This window comes from Planococcus sp. MB-3u-03 (assembly GCF_002833405.1).
Lineage (GTDB): Bacteria > Bacillota > Bacilli > Bacillales_A > Planococcaceae > Planococcus.
The window spans coordinates 500,637-514,064 of record NZ_CP025135.1; the positions used below are offsets into that span (position 1 = coordinate 500,637).

16 protein-coding genes are annotated in these 13,428 nt (G+C 49.4%); 12 read left to right on the forward strand and 4 right to left on the reverse strand.

The annotated features are described in order from the left end of the window. Positions 1–24: 24 nt before the first annotated feature. Both copZ and CW734_RS03810 read right to left on the reverse strand, forming a co-directional pair. Positions 25–246: a copper chaperone CopZ gene (gene copZ / locus CW734_RS03805; RefSeq protein ID WP_068872065.1), complete on the reverse strand. Its 222-nt coding sequence runs from the start codon at positions 244–246 to the stop codon at positions 25–27. A gap of 47 nt (positions 247–293) precedes the next feature. Further along, positions 294–614: a metal-sensitive transcriptional regulator gene (locus CW734_RS03810; RefSeq protein ID WP_101189505.1), complete on the reverse strand. Its 321-nt coding sequence runs from the start codon at positions 612–614 to the stop codon at positions 294–296. Between the two features lie 285 nt (positions 615–899). On the opposite strand from CW734_RS03810, the gene CW734_RS19360 reads away from it, so the two are divergent. Next, on the forward strand, positions 900–1,043 hold the full coding sequence (locus tag CW734_RS19360) for an Lmo0850 family protein (RefSeq protein ID WP_180958518.1): 144 nt from the start codon (positions 900–902) through the stop codon (positions 1,041–1,043). 41 nt (positions 1,044–1,084) lie between these two features. Here the strand turns inward: CW734_RS19360 and CW734_RS03815 are convergent, their stop codons facing one another. Further along, positions 1,085–2,269, reverse strand: coding sequence for an FtsW/RodA/SpoVE family cell cycle protein (locus CW734_RS03815; protein ID WP_101189506.1), 1,185 nt, complete (start codon positions 2,267–2,269; stop codon positions 1,085–1,087). A 157-nt stretch (positions 2,270–2,426) separates the two neighbouring features. On the opposite strand from CW734_RS03815, the gene CW734_RS03820 reads away from it, so the two are divergent. The 7 genes from CW734_RS03820 to CW734_RS03850 all read left to right on the forward strand — a co-directional run bounded on the left by CW734_RS03820 (position 2,427) and on the right by CW734_RS03850 (position 10,492). Continuing rightward, positions 2,427–3,197 carry a hypothetical protein gene (locus CW734_RS03820; RefSeq protein WP_101189507.1) on the forward strand — a complete coding sequence of 257 codons (771 nt, stop codon included), beginning with the start codon at positions 2,427–2,429 and terminating at the stop codon, positions 3,195–3,197. A 124-nt stretch (positions 3,198–3,321) separates the two neighbouring features. Further along, entirely contained in the window at positions 3,322–4,392 is a 1,071-nt protein-coding gene (locus tag CW734_RS03825) for a D-alanine--D-alanine ligase (RefSeq protein ID WP_101189508.1), read from the forward strand. Between the two features lie 13 nt (positions 4,393–4,405). Beyond that, entirely contained in the window at positions 4,406–5,764 is a 1,359-nt protein-coding gene (locus tag CW734_RS03830; protein ID WP_101189509.1) for a UDP-N-acetylmuramoyl-tripeptide--D-alanyl-D-alanine ligase, read from the forward strand. After that, the gene (locus CW734_RS03835; RefSeq protein ID WP_101189510.1) at positions 5,761–6,456 is read left to right on the forward strand and encodes an alpha/beta hydrolase; all 696 of its coding nucleotides are present in this window, start codon (positions 5,761–5,763) and stop codon (positions 6,454–6,456) included. The genes CW734_RS03830 and CW734_RS03835 overlap by 4 nt, the downstream gene beginning before the upstream one ends. Positions 6,457–6,793: 337 nt before the next feature. Beyond that, positions 6,794–8,296: a degradosome RNA helicase CshA gene (locus CW734_RS03840; protein ID WP_101189511.1), complete on the forward strand. Its 1,503-nt coding sequence runs from the start codon at positions 6,794–6,796 to the stop codon at positions 8,294–8,296. A 152-nt stretch (positions 8,297–8,448) separates the two neighbouring features. Beyond that, a complete protein-coding gene (locus CW734_RS03845) occupies positions 8,449–8,928 on the forward strand; it encodes a PH domain-containing protein (RefSeq protein ID WP_101189512.1) in 480 nt (159 codons plus the stop codon). Then, complete coding sequence (locus tag CW734_RS03850) at positions 8,921–10,492, forward strand: PH domain-containing protein (RefSeq protein ID WP_101192126.1); 1,572 nt, start codon at positions 8,921–8,923, stop codon at positions 10,490–10,492. The genes CW734_RS03845 and CW734_RS03850 overlap by 8 nt, the downstream gene beginning before the upstream one ends. A 17-nt stretch (positions 10,493–10,509) precedes the next feature. On the opposite strand, the gene CW734_RS03855 is transcribed toward CW734_RS03850, so the two are convergent. Then, a complete protein-coding gene (locus CW734_RS03855; RefSeq protein ID WP_058381780.1) occupies positions 10,510–11,124 on the reverse strand; it encodes a rhomboid family intramembrane serine protease in 615 nt (204 codons plus the stop codon). Between the two features lie 68 nt (positions 11,125–11,192). On the opposite strand from CW734_RS03855, the gene acpS reads away from it, so the two are divergent. From acpS to CW734_RS03875, 4 genes are read left to right on the forward strand one after another with little or no spacing between them, the layout of a single operon-like run. After that, entirely contained in the window at positions 11,193–11,546 is a 354-nt protein-coding gene (gene acpS / locus CW734_RS03860; protein ID WP_101189513.1) for a holo-ACP synthase, read from the forward strand. Positions 11,547–11,562: 16 nt separating this feature from the next. After that, positions 11,563–12,711, forward strand: a complete 1,149-nt coding sequence (alr, locus tag CW734_RS03865; RefSeq protein WP_101189514.1) for an alanine racemase — start codon at positions 11,563–11,565, stop codon at positions 12,709–12,711. A gap of 44 nt (positions 12,712–12,755) precedes the next feature. After that, positions 12,756–13,040, forward strand: coding sequence for a transcriptional regulator (locus CW734_RS03870; protein WP_068460417.1), 285 nt, complete (start codon positions 12,756–12,758; stop codon positions 13,038–13,040). Between the two features lie 4 nt (positions 13,041–13,044). Further along, positions 13,045–13,395: a type II toxin-antitoxin system PemK/MazF family toxin gene (locus CW734_RS03875; RefSeq protein WP_058381776.1), complete on the forward strand. Its 351-nt coding sequence runs from the start codon at positions 13,045–13,047 to the stop codon at positions 13,393–13,395. Positions 13,396–13,428: the final 33 nt, after the last annotated feature.

Genomic DNA, 13,428 nt, shown 5'->3' on the forward strand with positions numbered 1-13,428 from the left:
AAAAAAATAACTGCGTTTCCGCAGTTATTCGCTTAATGCCGCTACATCATAGCCTTGATCTTCAATAGCCGAGGCGATTTGTGCGACATCGACATTCGCGCTGTCATATGTGACATCCACTGCGCCTTGCTCAAGTGAAACGTCGACTTTTTCGACGCCGGAAAGTGCGCCGACGCTGTCTTCTACGGATTTGACACAATGTTGGCAACTCATGCCGCTTACTTGTAGGTGAACTTGTTCTTTCATGAAAAATTCCTCCTTAGTTATATGGAAAGCAGATCGCTTCCTCTATTTTATTTTCTCATCAACTTTTGGAAAGTGACGAGCAGTTCATCCAGGATCTCTTCGTCGCCTGAAGCGAGGCGGTCTTTGACACAGCTTTTTAAATGCCCGTCGAGCAGCACTTTCGTCACGCTGTTCAATGCGGACTGGGTAGCTGCCAATTGCGTGATGATGTCATCGCAATAGACATCCCGGTCCACCATGCCTTTGATGCCGCGCACTTGCCCTTCGATGCGATTCAGCCGATTCGTCAAATCACGTTTGACCGAAGGAGGATGGTGGCTTTTTCTGCAGGCATCTGGGGATGGCATTTCTTCGATTGCTTCACTCATTCAAAACCCCTCCAATTATTCGGATAGCGAATCGTTCACCGGCTTGATCCAATCGATAAGTGAACAGTTTCGATTACACCCCGAGTATACCTTAAGGGGGTATGAGCTTCAAGAGATTAACTCAAGCTTTGCATTTGTCATCAAATTGATACGTTTGAAACTCTGAAATGATGGTATTATATACGTAGATAAAGAAAAGTCAACTATTTCGAACGGAACAGTCACATCAGCGAGATCTGCACACGTCCAAATAGCAACAATTACTCCCCGAAGAGGTGATTATGGATGATTAAAAATGGAGAGATCCGCAACATTGTATCAAACCTTGCAAAACTTGGCGTCCAAGCGAAGATAACAAAATCCCGTGTAGAGCTGAGCAAAACCCTATCATTGCCTCAGCCGCCGCAAGCCTCATCGCATTCTTCATAAGAAAACTCCGACGCCCAATGCGCCGGAGTTTTTTATTTTGCTTATGAATTTTGGCTTGAGCGGTCGAACATATAGTTCTTGTGATGGAACCGCATGCTGAATACGACGCCGAGCGCCAGCATATTACCAATTAAGGAACTGCCACCGTAGCTGATGAAAGGAAGAGGAATTCCGGTGATCGGCAGCAATTGAATTGTCATGCCAATATTCTGGAAGACGTGGAACGTAATCATCGCGATGATACCGGCGCACACATAGGTGCTGAAAGTATCTTTGAACTGGATCGTGATTTTCGTCAAATGATAAATGAGCATGAAGAACAAAATAATGACGGCGCTTGCCCCGATAAAGCCGAAATCTTCAGAGATAACGGTAAAGATGAAATCGGTGTGGTTCTCCGGCACATACACTTGGCGGCCTTGATAACCTTTTCCGAATACTTCTCCCGAACCGATCGCATTCAAGGCAGCGATCAAGTTATAGCCGCCCGATTCCGCGTAGGAGTAAGGATCAAGCCAGGTGTAGATCCGTTCGAACATATACGGCTTCAAACCGAAGCGTCCGAGCAATTCCTGCATATTAAGCGTCATCCACAATAAAGTGACGCCGATGAGCGCAACGCCGCCAAAGCTTGGCAAGATGATTTTCCATGAGATTCCGGAGACGACCACAATAGCCAATGTAATGGCGATAAATACGAGCGCCGTTCCAAGGTCGGGTTGCAACAAAATAAAGCCGAGCGGTACAGCGAGCATCGCCGCAATTTTACCGAGCAATAATAAATCGGTTTTGATGGTGCTCAGCAAATGATGTTCATGATGCGAAGAAATCATTTTTGCGAGCGCTAAAATGTAGAAGGTTTTCATGAACTCGGCTGGCTGGATATTGACGAATGGCGTGTGGAACCAAGCTTTTGCGCCATTGATCGGCTGTGCGATCTGGCCTTGCCCGTCCGGTGCGATCATCAAGGCGAATAAGAGCAAAATGCCCGCTCCGTATAAATAATACGCCATTTTCTTGTATTGATCGGTATCGAAGTACATCAATACCGCGATCATCCCTGCCGACACGATATAGAATAGCGCCTGGCGCGGGACGAAATTGGTCAAGTACTGCCCCGAAGTCTGGGCAGAAGAGATCGCGACCAAGCTGACGATGAAAAACAGGAACAATATAAAGGTGAGCGACCAATCGAAACGATCGGAAAAGCTCTTGTTAGTTTGCATATCAATTCACCCATACTTTTCTTAATCTATAACGCCCATCATTATACAGCATATGCCAAACTTGTGCGCATGCAAAAAGTAATGACGATTTGAAAACAGGAATGTTTCCTAACGGGCGCCTAAGCCGTATAATGAGAGAGGAAATGGAGTGGGGCACATGGAGAAAAAGCCGTTGAAGACGGATTTTTACATACAGCATTTATATATCTATGTGAGCGAAGCGGACCGGATGGCGCTTTTTAGCGGTTTTGGCTTCGGGCATTTTCTCGAAGCGGTCGACATGCCGGAGAATCTTTTGCTTTTGAAGCATCCGTATGAGGAAGCTTCTTTTAATATGCACACCCATCTGGACTTCGCAACAAGAGAAGAATACAGTCAATTGAAAAGGGCCCGCTCTAACCGGAAAAGTGAGTTCTGCTGGGTGGATTTTCGAAGTGAAAAGCAATTGAATTCACTGACTGCGCAGGAGCAGGCGGAACTTCTCTACTTAGGGCATAAAAAAGAACCGGTGAAAAGCCCATTCTTCACGACGCTGCAAAACGAGTATGTATATTTGGCGGGCGAGGAAAAGGAATGGACCAAGATCTATTTCCGGCGCATGGAAAAACTCGGTGCATTGATCGCCAATCATTTTACGCAAATCATCCGCAAAGAAACGAACGGCCAACATTTTTTCCGCCGCCGGATGAAGGACTTGATACCGGAGTTGCCGAAAGAGCAATTCCATAAATTGCGCATGGACATGGGCGAAGGGGTGCTGCTGTCGCTGGCTGACCCTGAAAAAACGAAAAATACGATTGAACTCCACGTCCGGACCGTCGGCGAGATCGATTTCATGGATGAGTTCTGGGAAGATCTCGGGGAAACGATCGGCAAGCCGCTATCGGGACGGATTGTCTACGACCGAAAACAAAAAGGCTGGAAATGATACCTGGTAAGACGCGGGTATCATTTTTTGTTCGGGCGATTTTACAGCCGCTGACAAAAAGATTTTTCGGCTGACAACGTTCGTGATAAACTAAGCAATATGCAAAACGAAATGAGGGTCACTAATGAAAAAACGAATTGGGCTTTTATATGGCGGCAAATCCGCTGAACACGAAGTATCGTTGACAACAGCCAGCGCATTCTCTAAAGCGCTTGATTTTGATAAATACGAAGTTTACCCGATCTACATCACACAAGAAGGCGAATGGCGAAAAGGTACTCCTTTAGCTGGGCCTGTTTCTTCTATAGAAGAGCTTCAAATCGAAGGGGAAGCGGAACGTAAAAATGATATCTCCAGTTTCCTTCCAACTGGCAAAGAGCCGGCGCTCGACGTCATCATCCCGCTGCTCCACGGGCCGAACGGAGAAGACGGCACTGTACAAGGCTTGCTTGAAGTAATGAATTTGCCGTATGTCGGAAACGGCGTTCTTGCTTCATCCGCTGGCATGGACAAAGTGGTCATGAAGCAATTGTTCGAACAAGCCGGTCTGCACCAGACGCCTTACGTCTATTTCCTGCGCCGCGATTGGAAAAACAGCCAGGACCAGTGGTTGGATAAGGTCGAGCAGGAGTTAACGTGGCCAGTATTCGTCAAACCGGCAAACCTCGGTTCAAGTGTCGGCATCAGCAAAGCCGAATCGCGCGAAGAACTGATTGCCGCGGTGGAGGAAGCACTAAAATTCGACCGGAAAATCGTCATCGAACAAGGCGTTGTCGGCCGTGAAATCGAAGTCGGCGTGCTCGGGAACGATGAGCCGGAATGCTCGGTGGCAGGCGAAATCAAACCGTTGAAAGCTTTCTATGACTATCAGGCAAAATACAAAGACGGCAACACGGCGATGATCATCCCTGCAGAACTGCCGGAAGCGGTTTATGCAGAACTTGTCGATTCCGCCAAAAAAGCTTTCAAGATCCTCGACTGTACGGGACTCGTGCGCGCAGACTTTTTCGTGACAGATGCACATGAAATCATCATCAACGAAGTCAATACATTGCCGGGCTTTACGCCGTATAGCATGTTCCCATTGTTGTGGCAGCATACCGGCCTTGAGTATCCAGACTTAATCGAGAAACTTATCGCGCTTGCTATTGAACGTTTTGAAGAAAAACAATTATTGCAATTTAAAATGGATTGAGTGGGGAGAACCTATGGAAAAAACGATTGAACAGATAGCCGATTGGCTGGACATCAAGACGAATTTAAAAGGGATTGAAGTGACTGGCGTGTCGATCAATACGCGGACGCTGAAGCCGGGCGATTTGTTCATTCCGTTCCGCGGCGAAAATGCCAATGGGCATAAATATGTCCGCTATGCGATCGAAGCGGGGGCTGCCGCTGCATTATGGCAGAGCGACGAACCGGAGCCGCCGTCCGATTTGCCTTTATTGATCGTTGACGATTGCGAAAAGGCATTGCAGGAAATGGCGCGCGCTTACCGCAATGAATTGAAGGCGACCGTGATCGGCATTACCGGATCCAACGGCAAAACCTCGACGAAAGATCTGGTCGCGAGCGTCTTGAAGCCATACTATAAAGTCCAGAAAACGCAAGGCAATTTCAATAATGAACTCGGGCTGCCACTGACGATCCTGTCGTTGGATGAAGACACCAAATACGTGGTCCTCGAAATGGGCATGAGCGGCTTCGGGCAGATTCAGTTCTTGTCTGAGCTTGCACGCCCGGACTATGCGGTCATTACCAATATCGGCGAAGCGCATATGCAGGACCTCGGATCGAGAGAAGGCATCGCCGAAGCGAAGTTCGAAATCGTCGCCGGGCTCGAACAGCATGGCAAGCTTTTCTACGACGGCGATGAGCCGCTATTACTGCCGTTTGTCGAAGATTTCACACAAGCGGTATCGTTCGGCTTCGGGCCGGACAATGAATTGAGCGTGACTGATATTAAAGCGACCGAAGACGGCAGCAGTTTCTTGGTCAATGGCATCATCGACGCGAAGTTCGCCATCCCTGTGCTTGGCGAACATCAGGTAAAAAACACCTTGCCTGCGATCTTAATTGCCCTAGAAGCTGGATTGACGGAAGAAGAAATCCGCCGCTCGTTGAAAAATGCTGCACTGACTGATATGCGCATGCAGCTGATTCCTGCTGATAACGGTGCAGTATTCATCAATGATGCATACAACGCGGCGCCGACTTCCGTAAAAGCGGCACTGAACTTTATCCGTGAGACGACGATGAAAGAAACAAAATGGGCAGTGCTCGGCGATATGCTCGAACTTGGCGAACACGAACAGCGCTTCCACGAAGAGCTGGCAAGTTCGATCGGCCCGGAACTCGAAGGCGTTTGCCTGTATGGCCCGCGCATGAAATGGCTGTATGACAAACTGGCCACTTCTTATGAAGGGAAATTATTGTGGAGCGAAGACGATTACGGCCCGATCATCGACCTTTTGAAGAAAAACGTCAAGAAAGATACAGCTGTTCTCGTCAAAGGTTCGCGTGGCATGGCGCTTGAAAAAGTCATCGAACCGTTCACCAGCCAATGAAAACCGGCGTCTTGTGCATCCATGGGTTTACCGGCGGGCCGTTTGAAGTCGAGCCGTTTGCCGATTACTTGAACGAGCAGACGGATTGGGTCATTGAAATTCCAACATTGCCTGGGCATGGCGAAAAGCTTGAACTCGGTGAACAAAGTGCGGAAGTTTGGATGATGGAAGCGGAGCTGGCACTGAAACGCCTGAAAGCGAAAGCCGACCGTGTCATCATCGTCGGCTTCTCGATGGGCGGGCTGATCGCGCTTTACTTGTCGATGCGTTATAAAATCGACCGGCTTGTGTTATTGAGTGCGGCCGTGAAATACATCAGCCCGATACAGATCCGGGAAGAAGTTCGAGAAGCGATACGTGATGTGCTCGGCAGGCGCATCAATCAAAATGCGCTGTTCCATCTATATGAATACAAATTCCGTAATACGCCGATCCGGTCGACGATTGAGTTCCTGCGCGTCGTCAAGACCGTAGAACCTTATTATCATTTGATCGATGTACCGGCGTTTATCGTCCAAGGCGAAAAAGACAGTGTCGTCCCGCCGTCCGCAGCTCAGCATATATACGATCACCTCGGTTCAAAAGAAAAGCATCTTTATCACTCGGCAACCGGCAAGCATTTGATCTGCTATAGCGACGATGCTGCCGAATGGTTTCCGAAAGCCTTGGAATTCATGCGTCAGGGACAGTAAACTGATAATTGGAACCTTTGCATATCAATTGCATGTGCAGATAAAGCGTGTTATTCTGTTTAGAGCAATGGATACATTTTTGAGACACTCTTCCTTCGTGAAGAGGTTTTTTTTGAGCATAAACGGTTTGTTCTACTTAATGGGGAAGACAACCCCCGCTGTGCAGACCGCTCGGCAACGACCGAGCTTTTCCTGTTCACACATCCCCTCTGACTTAAAACTCCAGAGCATGATTTTCGACGTGAAAGTTCTTAATAAAGGCTCGACCTTGTCATAAATTCATCTAAAATGTGTACCATTTGTAAATAAGATGAAGACAAAAGGAGATTGAAAAAATTTGGTTAAATTTACAGAATTAAACATCAGCGAAACAACATTGAAATCCGTAAGACGTATGGGCTTTGAGGAAGCGACACCTATCCAGGAAGGCACAATCCGCCTGGGCATGGAAGGCAAAGACATTATCGGGCAAGCACAAACAGGTACTGGTAAAACAACCGCTTTCGGTATTCCGTTGATCGAGAAAATCGACACACGCGACGGAAATGTGCAAGGTTTGGTCATTGCACCGACACGCGAATTGGCGATCCAAGTTTCTGAAGAACTTTACAACCTAGGTAAAGACAAAAACGTGCGTATCTTGTCCGTATTCGGAGGCCAGGAAATCGGCCGCCAGATCCGCGCTTTGAAAAACCGCCCTCAAATCATCGTCGGCACGCCTGGTCGTTTGCTTGACCACATCAACCGCCGCACGCTGAAACTTGAAAACGTCAATACACTCGTGTTGGATGAAGCTGATGAAATGCTGAACATGGGCTTCATCGAAGACATTCAGTCAATCATGTCGAATGTCCCTGAAACCCGTCAGACGCTTCTGTTCTCTGCAACAATGCCGGATCCGATTCGCCGCATCGCAGAAAAATTCATGAAGACACCTGAAATCGTTAAAATCAAGTCGAAAGAAATGACTGTCGAGAACATCGAGCAGTTCTATGTGAAATCTGTAGAACGCGAGAAGTTCGACATCCTTTCCCGTTTGTTGAACGTTCAACAGCCGGAACTTGCCATCGTCTTCGGACGTACGAAGCGCCGTGTCGACGAATTGGCGAAAGCTTTGAACCTCCGCGGTTACCTTGCAGAAGGAATCCACGGCGACCTTAGCCAAGCGAAACGCATGTCTGTTTTGAAGCAATTCAAAGCAAACAAAATCGACATCCTTGTTGCAACTGATGTAGCAGCACGCGGTCTTGATATCTCAGGCGTATCACACGTATACAACTTCGATATCCCGCAAGACCCTGAAAGCTATGTTCACCGTATCGGCCGTACTGGCCGTGCAGGCAAAAAAGGCGTAGCCGTAACGTTCGTTACACCACGCGAAATGGGCTACTTGTCAATCGTTGAAAGAACGACGAAGAAGAAAATGGAAGCTCTAGTTCCTCCGACTGCTGACGAAGCGGTTATCGGACTTCAGCGTGTTGCGATGGAACAATTGGAAACAATGACTGAGAAAAACAATCTTGGCAGCTATCGTGAACTTGCAACAGAAATGTTGGACAAGCACGATGCAGTTGATTTGATTGCAGCAGCACTTAAAACGCTAACGAAAGATCCGGAAGATGCTCCTGTCCAAATTACTGAAGAGCGCCCATTGCCATCACGTGGCGGTGGCGGCTACAAAGGTAAAGGTGGCGGACGTTCATCCGGCGGCGGATATAAAGGCAAAGGCGGCGGCGGACGTCCATCAAGCGGTGGCTACAAAGGCCGTCGCGAGTCATCAAGCTCAAGCCGTCCTTCAGGCGGAGGGCGTCCAGGACGCACTCGCCGTCACGAATCCTAAAATCCAATCAATAAGATAACAAGACGGAGAACCGGCAGCAACTGTCGATTCTCCGTCTTTTTTGTCGTTTCGGAATAAGGTACAATGAAATGAAACGTTCCGGTTCATGAAACGTATAGATGAAGAGAGTACTCTTGATTGGAGATGACATAATGAACCATCAACCGAAAAACCGGATCTCTCGAAAAGGGCTGACTGTCTGGCGCCTCTATGGAATGATCGAGACAGTGGTCGTCGCAGTGCTGTTGGCCGGTGTAGGCACTCTTGCATATTTTTTCGACTGGCCAAATTGGATCTATGCCGCAGCGGGCGGATTATTAGTGCTGTTTGCTTTTCTATTCGTTTATTTATTCCCGAAAATCCGTTGGGAAAGGTGGCGCTACGAAGTGCGCGACCAGGAAATCGAATTGCAGCACGGCTTGTTCATCGTCAAACGGACGCTTGTGCCAATGGTCCGCGTCCAGCATGTCGACACTGAACAAGGACCGATTCTCCGCAAATACGACCTGTCGGAGATCTCCATTTCGACTGCGGCGACAACCCATACCATTCCAGCATTGATTACAGAAGAAGCGGATGAACTGCGCTCCCGTATTTCCGTGCTCGCAAGGGTGGCGGAAGATGATGTCTGAGACGCGCTATAAACTGCATCCGATTTCAGCACTCATTAATTTCTTGAAAGGCTTAAAAGAATTGATCTTGCCTTTTGTAATCATCTTCGGCGCAAACTTATTCCGCGAGGACGGGATCTCGGGCATGTTCAACCAAGGCTGGCAAGGTTTATTGCCGCTGCTCATCGGTGGCGTGGTGCTGTTGTTCATGCTGATTGCCGGCATCATCAAATGGAAACGCTTTGTCTACTGGTTTGAAGATGGGGAGCTGCGGATCGAATACGGCTTGTTCGTCAAAAAGAAACGCTATATCCCGTTTGAACGAATCCAAAGCTTGAATTACACGGAAGGGATTTTCCACCGTCCGTTTGGGCTCGTCAAAGTGAAAGTCGAAACGGCCGGCTCCGGAAAAGCGGGGCAGTCGGAAGCGGAACTGACCGCCATTTACCGTGCGGAAGCTGACCGTATCGAACAGGAAATGCATATGGCGAAGCGCGGCTATGCCACACAAACCGCGGCGTCCGGTGAAAAGCTCTACGGGCCGGCCGAAGCGGAGCCGCCGCGCGAGGAGCCTGTGGAAGAACAAGCGCGTGTCTTGTACCGCATGAGCATGAAGGAATTATTGGTGCTCGCGACCACTTCGGGAGGAATCGGTGTCGTCATTTCCGGTGTCGCCTTATTTCTGTCGCAGTTTGCCGAGCTGATTCCCTACGACGCGATCTACGAGGAAGTCATGCTGTTCATGCGCTTCGGCTATCTGGTCGTTGCATTGACCGTATTTGCAGGGTTATTGCTTGCATGGGTCATTTCAGTGGCCATGACACTCATCGCCAATTATCAATTCACCATCCTTGCAGACGATGAACGGATCTACATTACACGCGGCTTATTGGAGAAGAAAAAAGTTTCTGTGCCGTTCAACCGTGTACAGGGCATTAAAATGACGCAAAATCCACTGCGCCAATTATTCGGCTATGTCAACGTCACGGTCGAAAGCGCAGGGGGCACCTTGGCCGATAAAGATGAAAAGATCCGTTTATTCCCGCTCGTTAAGCAAGAGAAGATGAAGCCGGTCCTGGATGAACTGTTCCCGGATTTCGACTGGTCTCCGGAATTGACCCGCTTGCCGAAAAGAAGCCGTCCGTTCTTTTACCGACTGTCGATCGGCTGGCTCGTTCCGGCATTAGCGGCGCTCGGCTATTTCTTCTATCCTTATGGCTTATGGGCACTTGCGGTCGTTCCGGTCATCATTGCAATCGGCCTCTGGCAGCACCGTTCGGCGGGTTATGCCATCTCGGGGCGCCAATTGACGGCGCAATTCCGCGGCATTAGCTTACACCGATTCTACATGCTGAAAAAACGCATTCAAGTGGTAGCGGTGACGCGCACGATTTTCCAGCGCCGCCGCGATGTCGCTTCTGTCCATGCAACAATCAAATCCGGCATGCTCGGAGCCACCGCGCTCGTGCCGAGTTTGGCACGGGAAGATGCTGAACGCATCCTGGCTTGGTATGAACCATCAAGGCAGCGCCAGGTAATGGATCAGGAACCAACGAAAAACCCTCAGCCGAGTGAATTCGGCTGAGGGTTTTTTCATGAGGGTCAGCGGCGGTTTTTGGCGCGCCAGCTGACGATGCGTTTTGGATGGAAATAGCTGAGCCCGATTAAAAAGCCAGTGATCATGCCGGCGATGTGGGCCGTGACGTTGATGTTTGGCGTCACAAATGTCATGACTATACTAATGACGATAATCGGGAGTATAATTTGTTTGAGTTGCGGCAATGCACGTCCGCCGTAATAGACGAGGGCACCGAACGCGCCGAAGATCCCGAAAATCGCGCCGCTTGCCCCGACATGTACATAATCGAGCGGCTGCAGGAAATAAGTGGCCGCCGAAGCGAAAAGGCCGGCCAGCATATAAATGGTGATAAAACGCATCTTGCCGGTCAAACGCTCAAGTTCCGGTCCGAACAGGAATAGCGAGAACATATTGAACAGCAAATGCATAAATCCCCCGTGGAGGAAGATCGGCGTCACAAAGCGCCACCACTCGCCGTTCGCGATGTGGAAGTTCGACCCGACGCCGTAATAGTAAATGTATTCGCCAAGCATCGGCAAAAATGTCAGCAAGTGAATGAGGACATTCAACGCGATCAAAGTTGATACGACGGGGTACATTCTTAAGTACTGCGAAAAACTTTCTCTTCTGATAAACAATAAGGTCACCTCAATTTCATAGCTTTATTATACCCGTTACCCATTTGCGAATGAAAGGAGAAACCTTTATGATAACAGGAATCGGTCTTGATATTGTCGAGCTGGAGAGAATCCGCAAGCTCGATGAAAGATCTTCGAAATTCCGCGAGCGTGTCCTGACCGAATCGGAGCTTGTCGAGTATCTTCTATTGAAGAATAAACGCAGAACTGAATTTTTGGCAGGGCGTTTTGCGGCGAAAGAAGCATTCGCCAAAGCCCGCGGTACCGGAATCGGCGCAGCATGCCCTTTTTCGGATATGGAAATCAGAAAAGATGAAAACGGCAAACCCGGCATGTTTTTCCGCGGTGCGGAATGCGGGTTCGTTTCGATCACCCATTCAAAAGAATTTGCCGCCGCGCAAGTTGTTTTGCAAACCGAATGAACAGGATGTGTAGAATATGGAAATGTATCGACCAACAAAAGCAGTCATTAATTTAGAAGCGATCCGCAATAACCTGTCGGCGTTTCAAAAACGGGCTGGCGACGCTGAAGTGATCGCAGTCGTTAAAGCGGACGGCTACGGACATGGGGCAGAAGAAATTGCCCGTACTGCTGTTGATTGCGGCGTCCGCATGTTGGCAGTCGCCACGCCGGACGAAGCGTTGTTGCTGCGACGTGCGGGGATTGAACAGGAGCTACTCGTAATGGGGGCAGTGCCTGCTGCATTCGTGCCCGTAGCGCAGCGCGAAAATGTCATCATCACCGCCTTGTCGCTCGAGTGGATCGAGGCGGCTGAAAAAGCGGCTGTTTCAGAACAGCCGCTGCGGGTTCATTTGAAAGTCGATACCGGAATGGGGCGTCTTGGCATACAGCCTGAGGAAGCGCAGGAGGCATTTGCCAAACTGGCTTCGGAAAAATTTTCATTCGACGGCATCTTCACTCATTTCGCGGCAGCAGACGAGCAGAATCCGGCGCTTTTTGAACAGCAGGTTGAACGGATGAATGGCGTCTTGGAGCAGTTGCCGGAAGGGGTCATGGTTCATGTGTCGAACAGCGCCGCGGCGCTTATGCACCCGTCCGTCGCTTGTGATGCCGTGCGGATCGGCATCTCGCTTTACGGCATCTCCCCGTCGCCTTATGTCGGCGAGCATTCACCGATCACGCTTGAGCCGGCACTCAGCCTAGAAACGCAAATCGTCCACATCAAAAAAGTTCAGCCGGGTGCGACGATCAGCTACGGCGCGACTTACCGGAGTGAAGACGAAGAGTGGATCGCCACGCTTCCTGTCGGCTATGCAGACGGCATGCTGCGCGGCTTGCAAGGGCAAGAAGTGTTAGTGCGCGGCGAACGGGTGCCGATTGTCGGGCGCATTTGTATGGATCAATGCATGATCCGCCTGAAAGAACAGCTTCCGGTCGGAGAACCGGTCCAGTTGATCGGCCGCCAAGGGGACGGGGAAGTCTTGATCGACGAATGGGCCGAAAAGCTGGGCACAATCCCCTATGAGATCCCTTGTATTTTGACAAAGCGGGTTCCGCGCATCTATGTGAATGGCACCAAAAATGCCGGATCGCCTTTTCAGTCGAACGATTCAATGGTAAGATGAGAAGGTAAACTAGACAGAGATCGGGATTTTCGGAGGTGTCGGCTGTGTACGAGAAGTCAAAGACGAAAGAAGTGGTAGTCAAGTTGCCGAAGCAATTCATGTCGGAGCTTACTGCCCACTCAGGTGAACGCATTGAGGAGAACGGTGAATTCATCTATGTATCCACTCAACGGGTAACAAAAAATGTCTACGATTCATATCATATTCGGGAAGCGATGATCAAGGGCTACGTGGAAATGTCGCAGATCAACCTGTCGATTGCCTGCGAATGTTCGCACGCTGAGTACGAAGCGGAGCACACGACAGTGCAACTCGTAAGCGGAGGGTGACAACTTGATTGTAAAACGCGGGGATGTTTTTTTCGCAGAATTATCACCGGTCGTCGGGTCTGAGCAAGGTGGGACCCGTCCGGTCTTGGTGATACAAAACGATATCGGGAACCGATTTAGTCCGACAGTGATCATTGCGGCGATCACCGCCCAGATCCAGAAAGCCAAATTGCCGACCCACGTGGAAATCAACGCCAAGAAATACGGCTTTGAGCGTGATTCTGTTATTTTGCTTGAACAATTGCGGACGATTGATAAATCGCGCTTGACTGATAAGATTACACAGCTGGACGATGCGTTGATGGAAAAGGTAGATGAAGCCTTGGAAATTAGTGTCGGACTTGTAAAATTTTAGCATACATACTCCATGGAAATACCCCGAGATGGC